Raw genomic sequence first — 23703 nt, 5'->3', positions numbered from 1 at the left:
CGCAGTGCGTACCCCCGAAGAGCTGCGGTTACTCCAGAAGACGTGACAGCCTGGGTCCCGGCCTTCGCCGGGATGACGAGGCAGGAGCCACGGCGACCCGATCACCAAGCCAGTTCCACGAGCCGCCGCAAACCCACGAATCCGCCCCCGATAGCGGACAATGTCGCCATGCTCCTGACCCATCCACTGCCCGGTTCCTTCGATCTCCTCGCGCTGCAGCGCCTGGCGTCCGCGCGCTACCCGCTGCTGCTCGAATCCAGTGCGCACGGCACCGCGCAGGGCCGATGGGATCTGTTGCTGGTCGCGAGCGGCGATCGCCTTCGTCTCGACGCCGACGCCACCGTGCGCGACGAACGCGGCGCCGGAATCGGCAGCGACTTCTTCGCCGCCCTCGACGCGCGCTGGCAGGCCGAACGCGTTCCGCGGGACGAACCGCGCTGGCCGTTCCGCGGCGGCTGGGCGTTGCTGTTCGGCTACGAGGCCGCGGCGCAGGTCGAACCGATCCTGCAGCTTCCGCGCGCGGACGGCCGGCTGCCCGTCGCGCTCGCGTTGCGTTGTCCGGCCGCGGTGCTGCGCGATCACACCAGCGGAGAGTGCGTGCTCGTGGTCGAAGCGGGATATGAAGCCCTGCGCGACGGCGTGCTCGACGACATCGCCCGACTCGCCACGCTGCCGCCCTTGCCGAAGTGGGATGCGCCCCGCGCGCTCGAGGAAGACGAACCCGAGCGTTTCACCGACGGCGTGCGCCGCGTGCTCGATTACCTTGCAGCCGGCGATGTCTTCCAGGCCAATCTGTCGCGCGGGTGGCGCGCCCGTTTTGATCGGAACGTCGAAGCCGCCGAACTGTTCCAGCGTCTACGTGAGAACAACCCGGCGCCGTTCGCGGGCGTGTTCGCCGGCGACGACTGGGCGGTGGTCAGCGCGTCCCCCGAACGCCTGGTGTCCGTGCGCGGCGACGTCGTCGAGACGCGGCCCATCGCCGGCACGCGTCCGCGATTCGCCGGTGACGACGATGCGGCGCGCATCCAGGAACTGGTCGGCCATCCGAAGGAACGCGCCGAACACGTGATGCTCATCGACCTGGAACGCAACGATCTTGGCCGTGTGTGCACGCCGGGCAGCGTGGAAGTCGACGAGCTGATGACGGTCGAAAGCTATGCACACGTGCACCACATCGTCAGCAACGTGCGCGGTCGCCTGCGTGGCGACGCGACGCCGGGGCAGGTGATCCGCGCGGTGTTTCCCGGCGGCACCATCACCGGCTGCCCGAAGGTGCGCTGCATGCAGATCATCGCCGAGCTCGAAGGCGTCGGCCGCGGCGCGTACACCGGCGCCATGGGCTGGCTCAATCGCGACGGCGACATGGACCTGAACATCCTCATCCGCAGCGCCGAACTCGAAGCTGCGCCGGAAGGCGCGACCCTGCGCTTCCGCACCGGCGCGGGCATCGTCGCCGACTCCGATCCGCGCAAGGAACTCGACGAAACCCGCGCCAAGGCGCGCGGCATGCTGCGCGCGCTGGGAGTAGGCGGGTGAGCGTGCGCCATTTCGTCGGCGATACTGCCGTGGCGAACACGCCCGACCATGATCGCGGTCTGGCTTACGGCGACGGCCTGTTCGAAACGATGCGGGCGCACGAAGGCGACGTGCACTGGTGGCCCGCGCATTGGCGCCGGCTGGAGCGCGGCGCGCGGGCGCTCGCGTTCGACCTTCCCGATCAGGCGTGCGTCCGACGCGAAGTCGCGAGCCTGCTCGACGACGCCAACGGCGTGCTCAAACTCGTCGTGACGCGCGGTCCGGGCGGTCGCGGCTACGCGCCGCCGGCATCGCCGACGCCACACTGGATCCTCTCGCTGCACGATGCGCCGGTCGTCGCGCCGGCCGGGGGACTGACGCTGCGCTGGTGCGACACGCGCCTCGCGCTGCAGCCGGCGCTGGCCGGGCTCAAGCACTGCAACCGCCTCGAACAGGTCCTGGCGCGTGCCGAATGGCGCGATCCGGAAACGCACGAGGGCCTGATGCGCAGCACGGAGGGCGACGTCGTCAGCGCCACCTCGGCCAACCTGTTCGTCCTATACGACGACCGGTGGACGACCCCGCGCGTGGACCGCTGCGGCATCGCCGGCGTCTGCCGGGAATGGGCGATGGGCGCGCTCGGAGCGCGGGAAGCGCGCCTGGCTGTGACCGAAGTCGAAGCGGCGGACGCGGTTTTCCTGTGCAATGCCGCCCGCGGTATCCTGCCCGTGGCGCGGCTCGGCGCTCGCTCATGGCGACCGCACCCGCAGGTGGCGCAACTTCGCCGCCGCCTGGCCGCCGAGCATCCCGCATTCGCCACGGAGGTTGCGTGAGTCGCAAATCTGGACGCCGCCTGGGCGGCTTCTTGTTCGTGTTGCTGTTGATCGCCGCCGGCGTCGGCGCTTACCTTTGGCAGCGATATACGAGCTTCGCCGACGCCCCGCTGGCGGGCGTGGAGGCCGGCGAGAGCCTGGTCGTCGAACGCGGCGATTCGCTTCCCGCGATCGTGCGCAAGCTGCGCGAGGCCGGCGTGCACCAGGGCGATCTGGTCGAATGGCGCGCGCTGGCGCGGCAGCTTGGCGCCGCCGGCAAGCTGCAGGTCGGCGAATACGCACTCGAGCCCGGCACCTCGCCGCGCGATTTGCTGACCGCCATGCGCGACGGCAAGGTCGTGCGTCGCCGCTTCACCATCGTCGAAGGCTGGAACATCCGCGAACTGCGTGCGGCGCTGGCGCGGGCGAAGGAGCTTGGTCAGGAAACCGCCGCGCTCGACGACGCCGCGCTGATGAAGGCACTGGGCCACCCGGGCCAGCACCCGGAAGGCCGCTTCCTGCCGGAAACCTATCTGTTCACCCGCGGCGACAGCGACCTGGACGTGCTCAGGCGCGCGCACGAGGCGATGGACAAGGCGCTGGCCGCCGCGTGGGAACGCCGCGTCCCGGACAGCGTGCTGAAGACGCCGGACGAAATGCTGGTGCTCGCCTCCATCGTCGAGAAGGAAACCGGTATCGCGCAGGAGCGTCCGCGCATCGCCGGCCTGTTCGAACGCCGGCTGCAGATCGGCATGCGCCTGCAGACCGATCCGACGGTCATCTACGGCCTCGGCACGAACTACGCCGGCAACATCCGCAAGGTCGACCTCACCACGGACACGCCGTACAACACCTACACGCGTGCGGGCCTGCCGCCGACGCCGATCGCCATGCCCGGCGCCGACGCGCTGCAGGCCGTCGCGCGTCCGCAGCGCGGCGAGGAGCTGTACTTCGTCGCCGTCGGCGATGGCAGCGGGCGTCACCTGTTCGCGCGCACACTGGCCGAGCACGAGGCCAACGTGCAGCGCTACCTGCAGAAATACCGCCAGGCGCGCGCGGCCGAAGCCGCCGGCTCCAGGACGCAGGAACGGCAATGACCCTGCGTTCGTACCCGCGGTTCATCACACTGGAAGGCAGCGAAGGCGCCGGCAAGTCGACGGTGCTCGCCGCGCTGCGCGAAGTGCTGGCGAACGAGGGGCGCGATCTCGTAGTCACGCGCGAACCGGGCGGCACGCCGCTTGCCGAACAGATCCGCGGCCTGCTGCTCGACACGCACCACGAACCGCCGACCACCGAGGCCGAGCTGCTGCTGGTGTTCGCCGCGCGTGCGCAGCACGTGCGCGAGACGATCGTGCCGGCGCTGGAGCGCGGCGCGTGGGTGATCAGCGACCGCTTCACCGACGCCAGCTACGCCTACCAGGGTGCGGCGCGCGGCGGCGATCTGGACTTCATCGGCGAACTCGAACGTCGCGTCGTCGGCATCGCGCCGGGCATGACGCTGCTGCTCGACGTGCCCGTCGCCATCGGCCTGCAGCGCGCACGCGGTCGTGGCGCCGCCGACCGCATCGAAGCCGAACGCGAGGACTTCTTCGAACGCGTGCGCGACGGCTACCTCGCGCGTGCGAAGGGCGATGCCGCGCGGTTCCGCGTGATCGATGCGTCGCAACCGGCCGACGCCGTCGCGGCACAGGCGGTCGCGCACCTGCGCGACTGGATCGGAGGGCACGCATGAGCACCCACGTCGCGAATTTCGCACCGTGGCAGCAGCGCGTGTACGACCAGGCCGTCGCGGCACTCGATGCGGGTCGGCTCGCGCACGGATTGCTGTTCTGCGGACCGGCGAAACTGGGCAAGCGCGCGGTCGCGGAGCGTCTGGCGCGGCGCGTGCTGTGCCAGCAGCCCGCGGCCGGCGGCGAACCCTGCGGCGCGTGCCGCGGCTGCCATCTCATCGACGCCGGCACGCATCCGGACTACCACGTCGTCTCCTTCGTCCCGAACAAGGAAGGCACGCGGCTGCGCACGGAGATCGTGATCGAGCAGATCCGCGAATTGTCCGAGCAGCTTTCGCTCACGCCGCAGTACGGCGGCGCGCAGGTGGCGATCCTCGATCCGGCCGAGGCGATCAACAACGCCGCCGGCAACGCATTGCTCAAGACGCTGGAAGAGCCCGTGCCCGGGCGCTACCTGTGGCTGGTGAGCGCGCATCCGGCGCGGCTGTCCGCGACGATCCGCAGCCGCTGCCAACGCTACGAATTCCGGCTGCCGCCGCTCGACGAAGCGCTGGCCTGGCTGCGTGCGAACGGCCACACCGACGCCGTCACGCGCGAGGCGCTCGACGCCGCGCGCGGGCATCCCGGCCTGGCGCAGGAGTGGCTGGAAAACGATGGCCTCAAGCTGCGTCGCGACGTGGCCGCCGACCTGGCGAAACTCGGTCGCGGCGATGCGGGTGCGGTCGAGATCGCGCAGCGATGGGTCGCAGATGAACAGGCCGCGCTCCGGCTGCGGCACGCGGCGGACCTCGCGCTGGCCGAGGCTTCCGGCTTGACCGACCCGATGCGAACGCGCAGTCTGGCCGCGTGGTTCGATCAGGCGAACCGGACCCGGGATCTGCTGCGCACCACCGTGCGGGCCGATCTCGCGGTCACCGAACTGTTGCTGGCCTGGCGTGGCGCGAACGGCGCCCAGGCGTCTGGGGGAAGTAGAAGATGAGCGGTATGAACGCAGCGGGCGGCGCGCGCCAGGGCATCCTGTCGTGTGCGATCAAGGACAAGGCGCAGCTCTATAGCGCCTACATGCCGTTCCTGAAGAGCGGCGGGATCTTCGTGCCCACGCCCAAGCGCTATTTCCTCGGCGACGAGGTCTTCCTGCTGCTGACGTTGCCCGAATCCAACGAGCGCCTGCCGGTGGCCGGCAAGGTCGTGTGGGTGACGCCGGTCGGCGCGCAGGGCAATCGCCCGGCGGGCATCGGCGTGCAGTTCGCCGACAGCGCGGAAGGCGAAACCGTGAAGGGCAAGATCGAAGCGCTGCTCGCCGGCACGCTCGCCGCCGAGCGCCCCACGCACACGATGTAGGCGTGAAGCGCGTCCTGTTCGTCTGCAGCCAGAACCGGCTGCGCAGCCCGACGGCCGAACAGGTCTTCGCCGACTGGCCAGGGATCGAAACCTCGTCGGCCGGCCTCAACCACGACGCCGAGAATCCCGTCACGCCTGAGCTGCTGGCGTGGGCCGACATCGTCTTCGTCATGGAGCGCGCGCACCGCTCGAAGCTCTCGTCGCGCTACAGGGCGCACATCGGCCATGCACGCGTGGTCTGCCTGGATATCCCCGACGACTTCGACTACATGGACGAAGCGCTGGTGCGACTGCTGAAAACGAAAGTGCCGCGTCACCTGACGCGGCACTGACATCGCCAAACGCCCGCGAAGGGCGCAGGGGTTGGATCAGGCGGCCTTCGTGGCCGGCGCCGACTCCGGGCGCAGCGCGGGGTTGTCCCAGCCCGGACGCGGCTTGAAGCGGTCCCCGTAACGCTGCTGCAGCACCGCCAGGCGCGCCAGCAGGTTGTCCACGCCGGTTTCGCGCACGTACTGGATCGGGCCGCCGCGGAACGGCGCGAAGCCGGTACCGAAGATGACGCCGGCGTCGAGCAGTTCCGCATCGTCGACCACGCCTTCGTGCAGGCACGCCACCGCTTCGTTGATCAGCGGCATGATCAGGCGGTCTTCCAGGTCCGACGGGATCTGGTAGTCCTTCGGCAGCGCGGGCTTCACCGCCTTGCCGTTCTCCCATTTGTACAGGCCCTGGTTGTCCTTCTTGCCGCGCTTGCCGGCTTCCGGCGGCGTGGAGAGGGAAGGCGGAATCGGCAGGCCGAGGAACGGCGCGAGTTCCGCGCCGACGCCGGCCGCGACGTCCAGGCCCACCGTGTCGATCAGCTCGATCGGGCCCATCGGCATGCCGAACTTCACCGCCGCCTTGTCGATCGCCGCACCGGGAATGCCGTCGGCGTACGCGGTCGCCGCTTCGAGCATGTACGGGAACAGCACGCGGTTGACGAGGAAGCCCGGCGTGCCCGCCACCGGCACCGGCAGCTTGTCGATCGCCTTGCAGAACGCGGCCAGGCGCTGCTCGGTCTGCGGCGCGACGCGGTCGTGGTGGATGATTTCCACCAGCGGCATCAGCGCGACCGGGTTGAAGTAGTGCAACCCGGCGAAATGCACCGGCCGCGCGATGTGCTCGCGCAGTTCGGTCAGCGGGATCGACGAGGTGTTCGTGGTCAGCAGTGCATCGAACTTCATGCGCGGCTCCAGCGACGCATACAGCTCACGCTTGGCTTCGGCGTTCTCGATGATGGCCTCGATGACCAGGTCCGCATCGGCCACGCCATCGCCCGACACATCGCCCTTCAGGCGCTGCGCCACCGTGATGCGCTTGGCTTCGTCCTTCACCTTCTTCTCGAACAGCGTCTGCGCGCGAACCAGCGCGGCATCGATGAAGCGCTGCTCGCGATCCTGCAGCGTGACGTTGAAGCCCTTGCACGCCGACCACGCCGCGATGTCGCCGCCCATCACGCCCGCACCAACGACGTGCACGTGGCGGATGCCGTGGTCCTTCCCGCCCAGGCCCTTGAGGCGTTCCTGCAGGAAGAACACGCGGATGAGGTTGCGCGCGGTGGGCGTCGAGGCGAGCTTCACCACCGCCTTGCGCTCGGCCGACAACTGCTGCTGGATGCCGCCGCCGGCATTCGCCCAGCTGTTGATCAGCGCGTATGGCGCCGGGTAATGCTCCTTGCGCGCCTTGCGGGCGACCTGCTTGGTGAGCATCGGCGCGAGCAGCTTGCGCGCGGGCAGGGTGTTGGTCGCCCAGCCGAGCAGGCGCTGCTTGAACGGCCGCTGCGCGGCGCCCTTCAGCGCGAACGCCGCCGCCACTTCGATCAGCGAGGACGGATCGGTGACCTTGTCGACCAGGCCGTTCGCGCGCGCGGCGGACGCCGAAAGCGTGCGCCCGGTCAGCATCATGTCGAACGCCGCCGGTGCGCCGATCAGGCGCGGCAGGCGCACGCTGCCGCCCCAGCCCGGGAAGATGCCGAGCTTCACTTCCGGCAGGCCGATGCGCGTGGACGGATCGTTGCTGGCGACGCGGTAACGGCACGCCAGCGAGATCTCGGTGCCGCCGCCCATGCAGAAGCCGTGGATCGCCGCGACGGTCGGGCAGGGGAGTTCGGCCAGGCGCTGGAAGGTCTGCTGGCCGCGGCGGATCGCGTCGCCGACCGTGCCCTTCTCGTCGAAGGCCTGGAATTCCCTGATGTCGGCGCCGGCGATGAAGCCGGAGGTCTTCGCCGAGCGCAGCACCACGCCCTTGGGCGGGTCGAGGGCGAGGCGTTCGATCAGCGTGTCCAGCTCGATCAGCACGTCCTGCGAGAACGTGTTGACCGGGGTGTCGGCCTTGTCGAAGGAGAGCAGCAGGACGCCGTCGGGGCGAAGCTCGGTCTGCCAGTGCTGGAAGCGGAGACCGTCGAGGCCAGCCATCATCTGCGCACCATCCGTTCAGGTATGGAGAGACCGCTATCATCCCGACGATGCTTCGCCGGCGTCAATCGCTGCCGGTCACGCACCCGCAGGCGGACCCCTGACGGCCGGCGCTTGCGGGCGTGCGGCCCATCCCCATTAATGAACGTGATCCAGCCCTTGCCCCGTTGAACGTCGACCGTCGAAGGACGCGTTGAACTTTCGTGCCACGGGGCTGTCCATTCGTTCGGCCATGGCCGAGCTGACAGGAGCGCCGGCGCGGTATGGCCGAAATGACGTTGCCAAAAGATGTCGAGTTGGACCAGGAGCTGGTCGCGCGCGTGCAGCGAGGCGACAGTGCGGCCTTCGATGCGCTGGTGCGCAAATACCAGCATCGGATCACCGCGCTGATCGGCCGCTACATCGCCGACTGGAGCGAATGCCAGGACGTGGCCCAGGAAACCTTCATCCGCGCCTACCGGGCGCTGCCGAACTTCCGGGGCGACGCGCAGTTCTATACATGGTTGCACCGTATCGCCGTGAATACCGCCAAGAACCACCTGGTCGCACAGAACCGCCGCCCGCCGACGGACGACGTCGATGCCGGCGAGGCGGAACTGTTCGACACCGGCACGCGCCTGCGCGACACCGACACGCCGGAACATGAACTGTTGCGGCAGGAAATCGAACGCACGGTGATGCGTGTGGTCGAAGGACTGCCGGAGGAATTGAGGGCCGCGATCACCCTGCGCGAGGTGGACGGCCTGAGTTACGAGGACATCGCGCAGAAGATGGGGTGCCCCATCGGAACGGTCCGCTCGCGCATCTTCCGCGCGCGCGAAGCGATCGACACCGAGCTTCGGCCCCTGCTGGACCACGACACTGCCAAAGCCGCCAAGCGATGACCTCCAACCGACGACCCATCGACGACAGACCGGATCAGCTCCATGAGCGCGAGACCCTGTGCGCGCTGTTCGACGGCGAACTGCAGGGCGATGAAGCGCGCTTCGCGTTGAAGCGCCTCGGCCACGACGTGCAGTGGCGCGACACCGTCGGCCGCTGGCAGCTGTATGGCGACGCATTGCGCGGACAGGCGCAGGGCGTGGCCGCGGGCGGCTTCGCCGACCGCGTGGCGCTCGCGCTGCGCGAGGAACAGGCCCAGGTCGTCGCGATCCCGGCCCGGGCGTCGGGCGGGCGTCGCGCCTGGATGGGCGGCGCGCTTGCCGCTTCGGTCGCGGTGGCGGCGTTGTTCGTGACGCGTCCGTTCTCCAGCGACGCGCCGCCCAGCAACAACCGTGTATCGCCGGATGTCGCGAGCGTGCCGGCGGCCGCTCCGCGCGTCGCGGCTGCCGTGGCCTCGCGCGCGCCGGCCGCTGCTGCTTCCGGCGCATCCGTGCTGTCGGGCTCGACGAACAATCCCTCGCCGGGTAGCGCGCTCGGTGCGAGCGCGGCTGCCGCCGCCGTAGCGGCCGTCGAAGTGCCGCGTCGTGCGGGCGAACGCCGCGCCGCGCGCAACCAGAATCCGCGTTCGATCGATCGCGCCGGACGCTCCACCGAACAGTCCGCCGTCGCGGCGGCAGCCATCGCGCAGACCGCCATCGCCGACGCTTCGCTGCCGGGCCCGGCAGCGACGCCGCACAAACCCTTCCAGCCCGAACACGTCGAACCGGCCTCGCGCCCGTGGCCGCGCGCGGTGTTGCCGCAGTACTCGGGCAACGGCGCGCTGACGGCGAGCTTCGGCACGAGTTCGGCGAACTCGCCGTCGTTCTATCCGTTCGAACCGCAGGCCGCGATGCCCGTCGTGGAAGAAACGCCGGCGCAGCGCGATACGCAGAACTGACCACGGACGGGTTCGCCCGGACTCCAACCCAGCCCTCTTCCTCGCGCCGTGAAAACGGCGTACCGCCCACACTCACCCCAACGTTTTCCCGAGGCCCCAAGCCGATGAACCGCACGCCCCGTTCCCCGCTGCGCAGCATGTTCCTGGTCGCCGCGATCGCCGCAGCGCTCCCGGTCGCCTGCACGGCCCAGCCGCCCGCCAACCCCATCGCCCAGCCGCCCGCCGCCACGCCGGCGCCGCCGCTGGTTTCCGGACTTCCGGACTTCACCAACCTCGTGCAGCGCGTCGGTCCGGCGGTGGTCAACATCCGCGCCGAAGTCACGCCGCGGCGCACAGCGCGCGGCCAGCAGCAGATGCCCGACGAGGAACAGATCCCGGAAATCTTCCGCCGCTTCTTCGGCGACGAGATGCCGTTCCCGGGCGGTCCGGGTGGTCCGGGTCCGCGCGGTCCGCGCGGCGGCGGCACCTCGCTCGGCAGCGGCTTCCTGATGTCCGCCGACGGTTACGTGATGACCAACCACCACGTCGTCGAAGGCGCGGACAACGTGACGGTCACGCTGTCGGATCGCCGCGAATTCCCTGCGAAGGTCGTCGGCAGCGATGAGCAGTCCGACGTCGCGCTGCTGAAGATCGACGCGAAGGGCCTGCCGTTCCTGCGCATGGCGCCGTCCAATTCGGCCAAGGCGGGCCAGTGGGTGATCGCGATCGGCTCGCCGTTCGGCCTGGACCACTCGGTCACCGCGGGCATCGTCAGCGCGGTGGGCCGCGCCAATCCGTACGCGAACCAGCGCTACGTGCCGTTCATCCAGACCGACGTCGCCATCAACCAGGGCAACTCGGGCGGCCCGCTGCTCAACACCAGCGGCGAAGTGGTCGGCATCAACTCGCAGATCTTCAGCAACTCCGGCGGCTACATGGGCGTGAGCTTCGCCATCCCGATCGACGTGGCGATGAGCGCGGCCGAACAGCTGCGCGCGACCGGCAAGGTCAGCCGCGGCCAGCTTGGCGTGCAGGTGCAGGCGCTGACGAGCGAATCGGCCAAGGCGCTTGGCTTGCCCGACAGCAGCGGCGCGCTGATCGCCGACGTGCTGCCGGGCAGCCCGGCGGAGAAGGCGGGCATCGAGCGCGGCGACGTCATCCGTGCCGTCGACGGCCGCGCCATCAACGATTCCGCGGACTTGCCGCCGATCATCGGCAACATGGCGCCGGGGACGAAGGCGAAGGTGACGCTGGTTCGCGACGGCCGCACCGTCGACAAAACGGTGACCGTCAACGAGCTGGACGAACTGGCGGGCACGCCGGGTGCGAGGCCGCGTCCGGCGGCCGATGGCGGCTCCGCGAAGCCGTCCACCGGGAACGCGCTCGGTCTGATTGGCCAGGACCTGTCGGCTGGTGAACGCCAGCGCCTGGGCCTGCGCTCTGGTGAGGGCGTGCTGATCCGCAACCCGGGCGATTCGGGTGCCGAAGCGGGCCTGCGTCCGGGCGACGTCGTACTGCAGGTCGGCCGCAACGCCGTCGGCAGCGCCTCCGCGCTCGACCGCGAGCTGGGATCGGTGAAGTCCGGCGACACCGTGATGCTGCTGGTGCGCCGCCAGGGCTCCACGCAGTTCATCGCCGTCACCGCGCAGGACGACGCCCAGACCGGCTGATGCATCCCCGCGACCCGGCGCCCACGCGGCGCCGGGCCAGCGGCGCCGAACCTGCAACGGCCGGCCGGCGCCGCCGGGGCCTGTGCGATAATCGCGCGTTGATTTCAAGGAACGGCCAGCCTCGCGCGCCCCCGCATGCAGCAGATCAGAAACTTCTCCATCATCGCCCACGTCGACCACGGCAAGTCGACGCTTGCGGACCGCATCATCCAGCTCTGCGGCGGCCTCGAAGCCCGCGAGATGGAGGCGCAGGTACTCGACTCCAACCCGATCGAGCGCGAACGCGGCATCACCATCAAGGCGCAGTCCGTGTCGCTGCCGTACAGGGCGCGCGATGGGCAGACCTACTTCCTCAACTTCATCGACACGCCCGGCCACGTCGACTTCAGCTACGAAGTCAGCCGCTCGCTGGCCGCGTGCGAAGGCGCGCTGCTGGTCGTCGACGCCGCGCAGGGCGTGGAAGCGCAGTCGGTCGCCAACTGCTACACCGCGGTGGAGCAGGGGCTGGAAGTCGTCCCGGTGCTCAACAAGATCGACCTGCCGACGGCCGACATCGAGCGCGCGAAGGCGGAGATCGAAGCGGTCATCGGCATCGACGCCGAGGACGCTGTCGCCATCAGCGCCAAGACCGGCCTGAACGTGGTCGACGTGCTGGAAGCGATCGTGCATCGCATCCCGCCGCCCAAGCCGCGCGACACCGACAAGCTGCAGGCGCTGATCATCGACTCGTGGTTCGACAACTACCTGGGCGTGGTCTCGCTGGTGCGCGTCATGCAGGGCGAGATCAAGCCCGGCGACAAGGTGCTGGTGATGTCGACCGGCCGCACGCACCAGGTCGACAAGGTCGGCGTGTTCACGCCCAAGCGCAAGGACCTTCCGCGGCTCGGCGCGGGCGAGGTCGGCTGGATTCATGCGTCGATCAAGGACGTGCATGGCGCGCCGGTCGGCGACACGCTGACGCTCGCCGGCGATCCCGCGCCCAAGCCGCTGCCGGGCTTCCAGGAAATGCAGCCGCGCGTGTTCGCCGGCCTGTTTCCGGTCGACGCCGAGGACTACCCCGACCTGCGCGAAGCCCTCGACAAGCTGCGCCTGAACGACGCCGCGCTGCGGTTCGAGCCGGAAAGCTCCGAAGCGATGGGCTTCGGCTTCCGCTGCGGCTTCCTGGGCATGCTGCACATGGAGATCGTGCAGGAGCGCCTGGAGCGCGAGTACAACCTCAACCTGATCACCACCGCGCCCACGGTGATCTACGAGGTGCTGCGCACCGACGGCGAGATCCTGCCGATGGACAACCCGGCCAAGCTGCCGCCGGTGAACATGGTCCAGGAGATCCGCGAGCCGATCATCCGCGCGAACATCCTCACGCCCGAGGCCTACATCGGCAACATCATCAAGCTGTGCGAGGAAAAACGCGGCGTGCAGATCGGCATCCAGTACCTGGCCAGCCAGGTGCAGATCAGCTACGAGCTGCCGATGGCCGAGGTGGTGCTGGACTTCTTCGACAAGCTCAAGTCGGTCAGCCGCGGCTACGCCTCGCTGGACTATCACTTCCTGCGCTTCGACGCCGGCCCGTTCGTGCGCGTGGACACGCTCATCAACGGCGACAAGGTCGATGCGCTGTCCATCATCTGCCACCGCAGCCATGCCGACCGCCGCGGTCGCGACCTGTGCGAGAAGATGAAGGAACTGATCCCGCGCCAGATGTTCGACGTGGCGATCCAGGCGGCGATCGGTTCGCAGGTCATCGCCCGCACGACCGTCAAGGCGCTGCGCAAGAACGTGCTGGCCAAGTGCTACGGCGGCGACATCAGCCGAAAGAAGAAGCTCCTCGAGAAACAGAAAGAGGGCAAGAAGCGCATGAAGCAGGTCGGCCGCGTCGAGATCCCGCAGGAGGCGTTCCTCGCCGTCCTGCAGGTGGACAAGTAAGCCCGGGCATGCCGCGGCGTTTTCTTACCGTCGGACGCGGAGTTCCCGCCAACTTCGGGAAGGGTTCGCCCATGACGGACGGCACGCCCGCCGCTATCCTCGCCATGGCAGGTTGCCGGGGAGCGACCCGCGCACCGGGTCGGTCGTCCGGCCGCCCGGCGCTGCCGTCCCCGTCCGTTTTCCGGTTCTCCCCGTTTTCCGCTCTGCAAAGGAGCATGCATGCGCTGGTTTGAAATCGCCCTGGTCGTCCTGACGCTGTTCACCGGCCTGGTCTGGCTGCTCGACAAGCTGGTACTGGCCAAACGACGCGAAGCACGCCAGGGCCTGCTGGACGACGGCAAGGAGCCGATCGTCGTCGACTATTCCAAGGCGTTCTTCCCGGTGCTGGCGGTGGTGCTGATCCTGCGCAGCTTCGTGGCCGAGCCGTTCCGGATTCCCTCCAACTCGATGATGCCGACGCTGCTGACCGGCGACTTCATCCTCGTCAACAAGTTCACCTACGGCCTGCGCCTGCCGATCAACAACCACAAGGTGATCGGCATCGGCGAGCCGCAGCGCGGCGACGTCGTGGTGTTCCGCCCGCCGCACCATCCCGACCAGGACTGGATCAAGCGCGTGGTGGGCCTGCCCGGCGATCGCGTGGGCTACCACGACAACCAGGTCAGCGTGAACGGCAAGGTCCTGTCGTACGCACCGATCGGCGTCTACCAGGGCAAGGGCAACGGCACCGAGATGACCGGCGCCGAGGAACTGCAGGAAGATCTGCTCGGCCGCCAGCATCACGTGCTCGAGCGCACCAACCTGCCGTTCATCGACCAGGGCGAGGGCGACTGGATCGTGCCGCCGGGTCACTATTTCGTGATGGGCGACAACCGCGACAACAGCGAGGACAGCCGATACTGGGGCTTCCTGCCGGAGCAGAACCTGCGCGGCAAGGCGTTCCTGATCTGGATGAACTTCGACGGTGGCGTCGACACGTCGCGCATCGGCAGCAGGATCCAGTAACCATCACCCGTCGGCGAGGGGAAGGCGCCGGCGGGGCGCAAGCAATGCACACAAGGGGGATTGGTAAATGAAGCGTACTCAGAGCGGCATGACCCTGATCGGGTTCATCATCGTGCTGGCAGTGGTCGGTGTGTTCATCTACATGGGCATGAAGGTGATTCCGATGTATTCGGAATACTTCGCCGTGAAGCAGGCGCTGAAGCAGATGTCGCAGGAAGCGGGCATCAGCCAGCAGGATCCCAAGCGGATCAAGGACAACTTCTTCGCCCGCCTGTACGTCAGCTACGCGGACAACGTGAAGCCGTCCGACGTGAAGCTCGCGCGCAAGGAAGCCGGCTACGTGATGACCGTGGACTACGAAGTCCGTCGCCCGCTGATCGCCAACTTCGACATCGTCGGCCACTTCAACGCCGAGCAGGTGCTCTCGCGCACGGCCGGGGATGACTGATCTCATCGGCCACCGTTTCGCGCGCCCGGAACTGCTGCAGCAGGCCCTGACGCACCGCAGTGCGGGTGCCCCGCACAACGAACGGCTGGAGTTCCTCGGCGACGCGCTGGTCAACCTGATCGTCGCCGAGGCGCTGTACACCTACTGGCCGAAGGCCGACGAGGGCGCGCTCACCCGCGCCCGCGCCGAACTCGTGCGCGAATCGGCGCTGGCGCCGATCGCGCGGACGCTCGACCTCGGACCACGGCTCACCCTCGGGCCCGGCGAGATGAAATCCGGCGGACACCGCCGCGACTCCATCCTGGCCGACGCGCTGGAGGCGGTGATCGCCGCCATCTACCTCGACTCGGATTTTCCGACCTGCCGTGCCGCGGTCATGCCCTGGTTCGAGTCGGCCATCGCCGCGCTGCCCCCGCCGAACAAGGTCGGGAAGGACGCCAAGACGCGGCTTCAGGAGTGGCTGCAGGCCCGCCAGAAGCCGCTTCCGATCTACGCGCTGCTGGGCGAAACGGGCGAGGACCACGCCAAGAGCTTCCAGGTCAGCTGCACGCTGAACCAGCCGCCGCTGGTCGCCGAGGGCGTGGGCAGTTCGCGGCGAGCCGCCGAGCAGGCCGCCGCCGAGGCCGCGCTGAACCAGCTGCTGGAACGCTGAGCGCCGCATCTGCCGCACGCGCCGACCCCGGCGCCTTACAATCCGCAGGATGAATACCCCCGCTCATCGCGCCGGCCACGTGGCCGTCATCGGCCGTCCGAACGTCGGCAAATCCACCCTGGTCAACGCCCTCGTCGGCGCGAAGGTCAGCATCACCTCCGACCGCCCGCAGACCACGCGGCATCAGTTGCTCGGCATTGCGACCTTTCCCGAAGGCCAATTGCTGCTCGTCGACACCCCCGGCATCCATCGCGAGCAGAAGCGCGCGATGAACCGCTGGATGAACCGCGCCGCGCGTGGCGCGCTGGAGGGCGTGGAGGCCGCGATCCTCGTCGTGCGCGCCGGCCAGTGGGACGACGAGGATTCCCTCGCGTTCGAAGCCCTGAAGAAGGGCGGCGTACCGGTGGTGCTGGTCGCCAACCAGGTCGACCGCATCAAGGACAAGACCACGCTGCTGCCGTTCCTCGCCAAGGTGAGCGACGGGCGCGACTTCGCCGCCGTGCATCCGATCTCGGCGCTGCGCCGCAAGGGGCTGGAAGCGCTGGTGAAGGACGTGCTGGCGCTCATGCCCGAGCAGCCCGCGCTGTACGGCGAGGACGAGATCACCGACAAGAGCCAGCGTTTCCTCGCCGGCGAGATGGTGCGCGAGCAGCTCATGCGCCAGCTCGGCGAAGAGCTTCCGTATGCGACGACGGTGGAGATCGAGAAGTTCGAAGTCGACGGCAACCTGCTGCGCATCGGTGCCGTCATCTGGGTCGAGCGCGATGGCCAGAAGGCCATCGTCATCGGCAAGGGCGGCGAGCGGCTGCGCGAGATCGGCGCCAAGGCCCGCCAGCAGATGGAACGCCTGTTCGGCAGCAAGGTGTTCCTGGAAACGTGGGTTCGCGTACGCGAAGGCTGGTCGGACGACGAGGCGGCGCTGCGGGCCTTCGGGTACCACGATTGAGGCAGGGACGAATGGAAAGGAACGCGGAATGGGTCTGGCGCGTCCGCCGGAACCTTCGTTTCCCGCGCCTCGTCATTCGTTCCGAGCGGCATGCGCCTTAGCGCCGAACCCGCCTTCGTCCTGCACTCGCGGCCCTGGCGCGAGACCAGCCTGCTGGTCGAGGTGCTGAGCGAACATCACGGCCGGCTCGGCCTGGTCGCCCGCGGCGTGCAGGGTCCGAAGAAGCAGGCGCTGCGTGCGGCGCTGCAGCCGCTGCAGTGGATCCGGTTCGATGCGGTGCAGGTGGGCGAACTCGCCCGACTCAACACCGCCGAAGCGCTCGACGTGGCACCGCGCCTGTCGGGTGAGGCGATGCTATCGGGCTTCTACCTCAACGAACTCACGCTGCGCCTGGCGCCACGCCAGGACCCCGCGCCCGAACTCTATGAAGCCTACGGACGCGCCCGCGTCCGGCTGGGCGCGGGCGAGCCGTTGGCCTGGACGCTGCGGCGGTTCGAACGCGACCTGCTCGACGCGCTCGGGTTCGGATTCGACTGGGCCAACGACGGCGACGGAACGCCCATCGATTCGGCCGCGCGATACCAGCTCGATCCCGAGTACGGCCCGCGCCGCGTGTTGAGCGATCGCGGCCACGGCGACCGCAGTCGCGCCGCGACGGGGCGAGGCCTGCTTGCGCTGGCCGCCGATCGCGCGCCCGAAGTGGACGACCTTCCCGGGCTGCGCCGTGCGATGCGCGACGTGCTCGCGCATTACCTCGGGCCGCGCGGGCTCAAGTCGTGGGACATGCTGGCCGAGTTGAATCGCGTGTCGCGACCGCCGAATCAGAACGCGGCCGACTGAACGTCCGGAAGGCGGGACGAATGCGGCACCACGCGCGCGTTCGCGAGCGTGTCCTGCGCGATGTGCTCGAGCGCGCCCAACCGCGACGTCGAGGCCGGATCCTCCTGCAACGCCTGCACTGCGGCCGCGAGCCGTTGTGCTCCGACGAAGCCGCAGCTTGCGCGCAGCCGGTGCAGGTCGCCACGCACCGAGTCCAGGTCCCCGCGCTCGGCCGCGGTGGAAATCGCATACACCGACTTCGCCAGTTCCTGCACGAACAGATCGCGGAGCGTGTCCACGTGCGTGCGGTTGCCGTTGAGCGCGAGCGCGGCCGCGTCGTCGTCCCAGAGCGGCAACCGCTCGTCGATGACGATGCCGGACGCGGGGGCTTCCGTCGTCGCGAACCCTAGCACGCGACGCACCGCCGCCTGCAGCGTCGCCGCCGGCATCGGCTTGACCAGTGCCTCGGCAAACCCCGCGTCGTGCAGTGCGTCGAGCACGGTCGATTCGAACGCCGCCGTGTGCGCGATGGCCGGCGTGTGCGCGTCGCGTTCGCGAAGTCGCGCGAGCAGTTCCTCGCCGCTGCCGTCGGGCAGGCGCGCGTCGATCATCCAGGCCGAATAGCTTCGCGACGATGCGAACGTCAGTGCGGTGGCCAGCGAGTCGACGCTGTCGACCTCGGCCGGCATCGCCTCGAGCGCAGCAGTGAGGAAGGCCCGGCTGGTCGGATCGTCCTCGACCAGCAGGATGCGTGGAACTGTGTCGGGCATCATCGGCATTTCGCGTCCTGTCGGTATGCTGATCGGATGTCGTGTTCGATCTTACGCCTGCTGCTGGCTGCATCGGCCATCGCCTTGTGCGCATGGTCCGATATCGCGTCGGCGGCGACCGCGAAAGCGAAGATCGCCAAGGTAAGCACAGCCGTTGCGACGCTGGAAGGCGTGCGCATCCAGCTCGACTGGCCCGATGCCGCGCCGCAGGGCACGTTGCGCCTGCAGGCCGCACGCATCGATGCACCGGGGCTGGGCTATCGCTTTCGCGACGTCGCCTGGCAGTGCCCACTCTCGCATGCAGGAAACCGCTGGCGGTGTGAAGGCCCCGTGCGCGAAGGACGCGGCACCGCGCTGACGCTGGGGATCGACATCGACGACCTCCGCACCGGTGCGACGCTGTCACGCGGCTCCAGCCGCATCGCGCTCGACCGCCGGAGCCGGACGCCTGAACTGACCCGCATCGATCTGGCCCAGGTGCCGGTCGCGTGGGCGCAGGCGCTGGTGGCGGAGGCGTGGGAGGCCGGCCGCTTCGGCAAGGGCACGCTCGACGGCCAGATCGCCGTGCACGCCCCGTCCAACGCGCCGTTGCGCGTCAGCGGCCCGCTGCGCCTGACCAGCGTCGCGTTCGATACCGCCGACGGCCTCACCGCCGGCGAAAACGTCTCGGCGCAGGTCGCCCTTGATGCGACCTTCGGCACGAACACCTCCTTCGCGATCGACGGCGCGCTGCTCGGCGGCGACCTGCTGTTCGGCAACGCCTACCTCGCGTTGCAGCGGCGGCGCATCCCGATCGAACTGCATGCGATGCAGCAGGGCAGCGACGGCTGGCGCCTGTCGGGGCTTCGCTGGGACGACGCCGGCATCCTCGTCGCCCACGGCAGCGCGACACTCGGTGCCGACGGCACGCTGCGCGCGCTCGACGTGCGCGCCCGCAGCGACGACCTGGCGCCGATGCGCGATGCCTACCTCACCGGCTTCCTCGGCCTCGCGGGCCTGGCGGACCTCCAACTGCGCGGTGCCGCCGACGTGCAGCTGCGCATGGACGAAGGCACCGTGCACGACGCCGCCTTCGTGCCGCACGGCGTGGCGATCGACGACCCGCGCGGGCGTTTCGACTTCGCCGGGCTCGAAGGCGACGTGCGCTTCTCGCGCGCGCAGCGACTGGACAGCGAACTGCGCTGGAGCGGCGGTCGCCTGCACGGGCTCGCGTTCGGTGCGGCGCGCCTGCCGTTCGTGAGCGACGCGGGCGAGCTGCGGCTGCGCGAGGCGTCGGACATGGCGATGCTCGGCGGCAACGTCGCCATCAACCATCTGCACCTGCGGCCTCCGGCGGACCGGGAGGGGCTGGAAATCCGCTTCGGTCTGGACCTGGATCGCCTGGACATCGCGCAGTTGTCGCAGGCGCTGGGCTGGCCGGCGTTCACCGGCGAGCTCACCGGCCACATTCCCGAGGCGCGGTACGCGCAGGACCGGCTCGATTTCGAAGGCGGGCTGTCGGTGCAGCTGTTCGGCGGCACCGTGCAGGTGTCGTCGCTGGCGATGGAGCGGCCGTTCGGCGTCGCGCCGACGCTGTCGTCGGACATCGCGTTCGAGGACATCGACCTGCAATCGCTCACCGGCGTGCTCGGATTCGGCGAGATCACCGGCAAACTCGACGGCCGCTTCGACCGGCTGCGGCTGGTCGACTGGCAGCCGGTGTCGTTCGAGGCCGCCATCGCCACCGACGCGGACGCCGCGCGCCGCGCGCGCGTGCGCCAGCGCATCAGCCAGCGCGCGGTGCAGGACCTGTCGAGCGTGTCCGATGCCTCGTTCGTCAGTTCACTGCAGTCGCAGCTGATCGGCCTGTTCGACGATTTCGGCTACCGGCGCATCGGCCTGTCGTGCTATCTCGACAACGAGGTCTGCCGGATGAGCGGGCTCGGTTCAGCCGGCAACGGCTTCACTATCGTCGAAGGGTCGGGCTTGCCGCGACTGGCGGTGGTGGGGTTCAACCGGGACGTGGACTGGCCGACGCTGCTGGACCGGTTGAAGGCCGCCAGCTCCGGCGACGTGAAGCCGGTCTTCGAGTAACGCACTGCCAGTCGCCGGCTTCGGGTAAGTTTCGCTGCATTGCGCCGTTCGGCCGAACGCGCCGACGGCATGGATTCAACAGGAGAAATCGTCATGCGTCGTTGGATGGGCATTCCACTGGCAGCCGTTGCGCTGACCGCCTGCGTCACGATCAACGTGTACTTCCCCGCGGCCGAGGCCAAGGAAGCGGCGCGCGAATTCGTCGAGAAGGTGATCGGCGACGACGCACAGCCTGCGCCGAAGTCGCAGGACAAGCCGGGCGGGCAGAGCGCGTACGTGCCGCCGGCGCAGCGTTCGCTCGCGTCGCGCATCGACTGGTTGTCGCTGGTCGGCATCGGCAGCGCGCACGCGCAGGGCCAGCCGGACATCACGATCAAGACGCCGGCGATCCAGGCGATCCAGGGCCGCATGGCGCAGCGTTTCGATGGCCAGCTGAAGGCGCATTTCGAATCCGGCGCGCTGGGCATCGCCAACGACGGCACCATCGACGTGCGCGACGCAGCCAAGGTTCCGCTGCCGCAGCGCGTGGCCGTGAACCAGGCCGTCGCCGAACAGAACCGCGACGCGCGCGCGGTGTATCGCGAGATCGCCGTCGCCAACGACCACCCCGAATGGGAGCAGCAGATCCGCGCGGTGTTCGCGCGCCAATGGGTCGACAGCGCGCGCCCGGGCTGGTGGGTGCAGGACGCCGGCGGCGGCTGGCGGCAGAAGTGATCGGGTAGCGTTCGCCTCCCTCCCCTGAGGCAGGGGAGGGTTGGGGAGCGCTGACGCACCCCGCAGCGTCGAGGCACACCGTGCCCCGATGCCTTTACCGGCCATCTCGAAGTTGCGGGCCTGGGTCCCGGCTTTCGACCGGGATGGCGGACGGGCCAGGACGAATCCCGGCCGCCCGGCCACGATCTGCGACAATACGCGGCCCTGTTGAGCAGTACCGCCAGCCGCTGTGGCCCGCATCGATCAAACCCCCTTTGAAGTCCTCATCACCGACCTGACCCATGACGGCCGCGGCGTGGCCCGCCGCCCCGACGGCAAGGCCGTGTTCGTCGCCGGCGCACTGCCGGGCGAACGCGTCATGGCCTCCCAGACCGGTCGCCACCGCAGTTTCGACGAAGCCAGGACCGTCGAAGTCCTGGACGCCGCGCCCGAACGCGTCGCGCCGCGCTGCGCGCACTTCGGCGTGTGCAGCGGCTGCGCCATGCAGCATTACGACGAAGCCCGCCAGATCCTCGCCAAGCAGCGCGTGCTGATGGAGAACTTCGAGCGCATCGGACACGTCGAGCCCGAACGCATCCTGCCGCCGCTGGTCGACACCTCGTGGGGCTATCGCCGCAAGGGCCGCTTCTCGGTGCGCCGCGTCGAGAAGAAGGACAAGACGCTGGTCGGTTTCCGCGAAACCGATCCGCGGTTCGTCGCCGACATCCGCGAATGCCACACCGTGATGCCGCAGATCGCCTCGAAGCTGCCCGAACTGGCGGCACTCATCGACGGCATGCAGGCGCGTCGCGAGATCCCGCAGATCGAGTTCATCGCCGGCGACGCGCAGGACGGATCGCATGGCGATGCCTTCAGCGGCGTCGCGCTGACGATCCGCCATCTGGTGCCGCTCACCGACAGCGATCGCGATGCGCTGGTCGCGTTCGGCAAGGCGCACGGTTTCGCCATCTACCTGCAACCCGGCGGCCTCGACACCGTGCACGCCATCTGGCCGGAATCGCCGAAGCTCGCGTTCTCGCTGCCGCAGTGGAACCTCGAATTCCTGTTCCGTCCGCTGGACTTCATCCAGGTCAACGCGGGCCTCAACGGCAAGATGATCCAGCTCGCGCTCGATCTGCTCGATCCGAAGCCCGAAGACCGCGTGCTCGACCTGTTCGCCGGCCTGGGCAATTTCACCCTGCCGCTGGCGCGCCAGGTGCGCGAGGTCGTGGGCGTGGAAGGCGAGGCGGGCCTGGTCCGTCGCGCACGCGAGAACGCCGCGCACAATGGCATCGCCAATGCCGAGTTCCATGCGGCCGATCTCGCGAAGGACCTGTCGAACGAGCACTGGATGAAGCAGCCGTTCGACAAGCTGCTGCTCGACCCGCCGCGCTCCGGCGCCGACGTCGTGCTCGCGCAGCTGCCGCTGAAACAGTTCGACCGTATCGTCTACGTCAGCTGCCATCCGGCGTCGCTGGCGCGCGATGCGGGCTTCCTGGTGAAGGAGCGCGGCTGGAAGCTCAAGGCCGCCGGCGTGATGGACATGTTCCCGCACACGGCGCACGTGGAATCGATCGCGTTGTTCGAGAAAGCGTGATTCGTGAATCGGGAATGGTGATTCGCAAAACGGTACACCAGGCCGGATCGGTAAGCTCCTCGCGAATCACGAATCACGAATCACGAATCACGAATCACGAATCACGAATCACGAGACACACCCATGGCCCTCGAAATCGAACGCAAGTTCCTGGTCACCGGCGATGGCTGGCGCGCGGCCGCGCGCGAGGTCGTGCCGATGGCGCAGGGGTACATCAACGACCAGAAGGCGATGGACGAGGGCGCGATGAAGGCGTCGGTGCGCGTGCGCATCGCCGGCGAGGAGGCCTTCCTCAACCTCAAGTCGCGCGAACTCGGCCACACGCGGCAGGAGTTCGACTACGCGATTCCCGTCAGCGACGCGCGCGCGCTGCTCGCGCTTTGCGTCGGCGGACTCGTCGACAAGCGCCGTCATTACGTTCAGCACGAAGGCCACCTGTGGGAAGTCGATGAATTCCTGGGCGACAACGCCGGCCTGGTGGTGGCTGAGATCGAACTGGCCAGCGCCGACGAGACGTTCACTCGGCCCGAATGGATCGGCGCGGAAGTCACCGACTCCTCTCGCTACTACAACCTGGCGCTCGCCACGCGCCCGTACGGGCAGTGGACCGCCGACGAGCGGGCCGGCCTGGTCGCCTGACGCCGGTTGCGCCGCGGTTGCCTCGCGCCGCCGCGGCCCCATTTCCGTTTGATGGACAACACTCCCTTGCGCATCGACATCTGGTCCGACGTGGTCTGCCCCTGGTGCTGGATCGGCAAGCACCGTTTGCGCGAAGCGCTCGCGCAGTTGGGCGAGACGGGCCGCACGGCCGACATCCACTGGCACGCCTACCAGCTCGATCCCGAGTCCGGCGACACGCCCGTGCCGCTGCGCGAGGCCTACGCGAAGAAGTTCGGCGGCGCCGAGCGCACCGAACAGATCCTGTCGCAGACGCAGGCCACCGGTCGCGCCGAAGGGCTGCCGTTCGATTTCGATCGCGGGCAGGTGCGCGTGAGCACGCTCAAGGCGCACCGGCTGATCTGGCTTGCCGGCCGCGAAGGCGACGCGGACAAGGTCGGTGAAGCGCTGTTCCGCGCGCATTTCGCGGAAGGCCGCAACCTCGCCGACGTGCAGACGCTGATCGACGCCGGCGCCGAAGGCGGACTGTCCGAAGCGCGCGTGCGGGCGATGCTCGATTCCGACGAAGGCATCGCGCAGGTGCGCGCGCAACTCGCGCAGGCGCACGCGCTGGGCATCCAGGCCGTGCCGACGTTCGTGTTCGACGGACGCCTGGCGGTGCAGGGCGCGCAGACGCCGGCGGTGTTCGCGCAGGTGTTCGAACGCCTAGGCGTCGAAGGACGGCCGACCGACGAACGTGTGGCGGGCGATGCCTGCGGGCCGGACGGTTGCGCGGTCTGACCACGCCTTCACGCAGGGCGAACAGGCGCGGATGCCGCCTTCCGGCATCTGCGCGACAAT

The 23703-nt window shown here is 69.0% G+C and carries 23 protein-coding genes; 21 read left to right on the top strand and 2 right to left on the bottom strand.

The window, feature by feature from the left end; all coding sequences use genetic code 11:
• Positions 1–168: 168 nt before the first annotated feature.
• From LA521A_RS12320 to LA521A_RS12290, 7 genes are read left to right on the top strand one after another with little or no spacing between them, the layout of a single operon-like run.
• The gene (locus LA521A_RS12320) at positions 169–1536 is read left to right on the top strand and encodes an aminodeoxychorismate synthase component I (RefSeq protein WP_281779187.1); all 1368 of its coding nucleotides are present in this window, start codon (positions 169–171) and stop codon (positions 1534–1536) included.
• Positions 1533–2348 (top strand): aminodeoxychorismate lyase, encoded by an 816-nt coding sequence (gene pabC / locus LA521A_RS12315; RefSeq protein ID WP_281779186.1) that lies wholly within the window; start codon positions 1533–1535, stop codon positions 2346–2348. The genes LA521A_RS12320 and pabC overlap by 4 nt, the downstream gene beginning before the upstream one ends.
• On the top strand, positions 2345–3424 hold the full coding sequence (gene mltG / locus LA521A_RS12310; protein WP_281779185.1) for an endolytic transglycosylase MltG: 1080 nt from the start codon (positions 2345–2347) through the stop codon (positions 3422–3424). The genes pabC and mltG overlap by 4 nt, the downstream gene beginning before the upstream one ends.
• A complete protein-coding gene (tmk, locus tag LA521A_RS12305; protein WP_281779184.1) occupies positions 3421–4059 on the top strand; it encodes a dTMP kinase in 639 nt (212 codons plus the stop codon). Before mltG ends, tmk begins: the two co-directional genes overlap by 4 nt.
• Positions 4056–5036 carry a DNA polymerase III subunit delta' gene (locus tag LA521A_RS12300; protein ID WP_281779183.1) on the top strand — a complete coding sequence of 327 codons (981 nt, stop codon included), beginning with the start codon at positions 4056–4058 and terminating at the stop codon, positions 5034–5036. Before tmk ends, LA521A_RS12300 begins: the two co-directional genes overlap by 4 nt.
• Positions 5033–5398 carry a PilZ domain-containing protein gene (locus LA521A_RS12295; protein WP_115842968.1) on the top strand — a complete coding sequence of 122 codons (366 nt, stop codon included), beginning with the start codon at positions 5033–5035 and terminating at the stop codon, positions 5396–5398. Before LA521A_RS12300 ends, LA521A_RS12295 begins: the two co-directional genes overlap by 4 nt.
• 2 nt (positions 5399–5400) lie before the next feature.
• Positions 5401–5730: a low molecular weight protein tyrosine phosphatase family protein gene (locus tag LA521A_RS12290; protein ID WP_281779182.1), complete on the top strand. Its 330-nt coding sequence runs from the start codon at positions 5401–5403 to the stop codon at positions 5728–5730.
• 36 nt (positions 5731–5766) lie between these two features.
• Here LA521A_RS12290 and LA521A_RS12285 read toward each other — a convergent pair whose 3' ends face one another.
• Positions 5767–7851: a 3-hydroxyacyl-CoA dehydrogenase NAD-binding domain-containing protein gene (locus LA521A_RS12285; protein ID WP_281779181.1), complete on the bottom strand. Its 2085-nt coding sequence runs from the start codon at positions 7849–7851 to the stop codon at positions 5767–5769.
• A 260-nt stretch (positions 7852–8111) separates the two neighbouring features.
• Here LA521A_RS12285 and rpoE point away from each other — a divergent pair, with 260 nt between their 5' ends.
• From rpoE to recO, 9 genes are all read left to right on the top strand, one after another.
• Positions 8112–8732, top strand: coding sequence for an RNA polymerase sigma factor RpoE (rpoE, locus tag LA521A_RS12280; RefSeq protein WP_115842971.1), 621 nt, complete (start codon positions 8112–8114; stop codon positions 8730–8732).
• A complete protein-coding gene (locus tag LA521A_RS12275; RefSeq protein WP_281779180.1) occupies positions 8729–9667 on the top strand; it encodes a sigma-E factor negative regulatory protein in 939 nt (312 codons plus the stop codon). Before rpoE ends, LA521A_RS12275 begins: the two co-directional genes overlap by 4 nt.
• Before the next feature lie 104 nt (positions 9668–9771).
• Positions 9772–11316 carry a DegQ family serine endoprotease gene (locus tag LA521A_RS12270; protein ID WP_425494514.1) on the top strand — a complete coding sequence of 515 codons (1545 nt, stop codon included), beginning with the start codon at positions 9772–9774 and terminating at the stop codon, positions 11314–11316.
• Positions 11317–11451: 135 nt separating this feature from the next.
• Positions 11452–13242: a translation elongation factor 4 gene (gene lepA / locus LA521A_RS12265; protein ID WP_281779179.1), complete on the top strand. Its 1791-nt coding sequence runs from the start codon at positions 11452–11454 to the stop codon at positions 13240–13242.
• A 219-nt stretch (positions 13243–13461) separates the two neighbouring features.
• A complete protein-coding gene (lepB, locus tag LA521A_RS12260) occupies positions 13462–14247 on the top strand; it encodes a signal peptidase I (protein ID WP_281779178.1) in 786 nt (261 codons plus the stop codon).
• Between the two features lie 67 nt (positions 14248–14314).
• The gene (locus LA521A_RS12255; protein WP_281779177.1) at positions 14315–14695 is read left to right on the top strand and encodes a DUF4845 domain-containing protein; all 381 of its coding nucleotides are present in this window, start codon (positions 14315–14317) and stop codon (positions 14693–14695) included.
• Entirely contained in the window at positions 14688–15347 is a 660-nt protein-coding gene (rnc, locus tag LA521A_RS12250) for a ribonuclease III (RefSeq protein ID WP_281779176.1), read from the top strand. The genes LA521A_RS12255 and rnc overlap by 8 nt, the downstream gene beginning before the upstream one ends.
• Before the next feature lie 49 nt (positions 15348–15396).
• Positions 15397–16293 (top strand): GTPase Era, encoded by an 897-nt coding sequence (gene era, locus LA521A_RS12245; protein WP_281779175.1) that lies wholly within the window; start codon positions 15397–15399, stop codon positions 16291–16293.
• A 90-nt stretch (positions 16294–16383) separates the two neighbouring features.
• The gene (recO, locus tag LA521A_RS12240) at positions 16384–17133 is read left to right on the top strand and encodes a DNA repair protein RecO (protein WP_281779174.1); all 750 of its coding nucleotides are present in this window, start codon (positions 16384–16386) and stop codon (positions 17131–17133) included.
• Here recO and LA521A_RS12235 read toward each other — a convergent pair.
• A complete protein-coding gene (locus tag LA521A_RS12235) occupies positions 17115–17891 on the bottom strand; it encodes a response regulator (protein WP_281779173.1) in 777 nt (258 codons plus the stop codon). The genes recO and LA521A_RS12235 overlap by 19 nt on opposite strands.
• Before the next feature lie 27 nt (positions 17892–17918).
• Between LA521A_RS12235 and LA521A_RS12230 the strand changes: the two genes are divergently transcribed.
• The 5 genes from LA521A_RS12230 (at position 17919) to LA521A_RS12210 (ending at position 23643) form a co-directional block, all read left to right on the top strand.
• Entirely contained in the window at positions 17919–19955 is a 2037-nt protein-coding gene (locus LA521A_RS12230; protein WP_281779172.1) for a translocation/assembly module TamB domain-containing protein, read from the top strand.
• Between the two features lie 93 nt (positions 19956–20048).
• Positions 20049–20669 (top strand): DUF1318 domain-containing protein, encoded by a 621-nt coding sequence (locus tag LA521A_RS12225; protein ID WP_281779171.1) that lies wholly within the window; start codon positions 20049–20051, stop codon positions 20667–20669.
• A 229-nt stretch (positions 20670–20898) separates the two neighbouring features.
• Positions 20899–22245, top strand: coding sequence for a 23S rRNA (uracil(1939)-C(5))-methyltransferase RlmD (gene rlmD / locus LA521A_RS12220; RefSeq protein WP_281779170.1), 1347 nt, complete (start codon positions 20899–20901; stop codon positions 22243–22245).
• 123 nt (positions 22246–22368) lie between these two features.
• Positions 22369–22884 carry a CYTH domain-containing protein gene (locus LA521A_RS12215; protein ID WP_281779169.1) on the top strand — a complete coding sequence of 172 codons (516 nt, stop codon included), beginning with the start codon at positions 22369–22371 and terminating at the stop codon, positions 22882–22884.
• Between the two features lie 66 nt (positions 22885–22950).
• Positions 22951–23643 (top strand): DsbA family oxidoreductase, encoded by a 693-nt coding sequence (locus tag LA521A_RS12210; protein WP_281782088.1) that lies wholly within the window; start codon positions 22951–22953, stop codon positions 23641–23643.
• Positions 23644–23703: the final 60 nt, after the last annotated feature.

The sequence above is a fragment of the Lysobacter auxotrophicus genome (assembly GCF_027924565.1).
Lineage (GTDB): Bacteria > Pseudomonadota > Gammaproteobacteria > Xanthomonadales > Xanthomonadaceae > Lysobacter_J > Lysobacter_J auxotrophicus.
The sequence above is the reverse complement of the archived record's forward strand: the minus strand, read 5'-3'. Positions and strand labels throughout refer to the sequence as shown.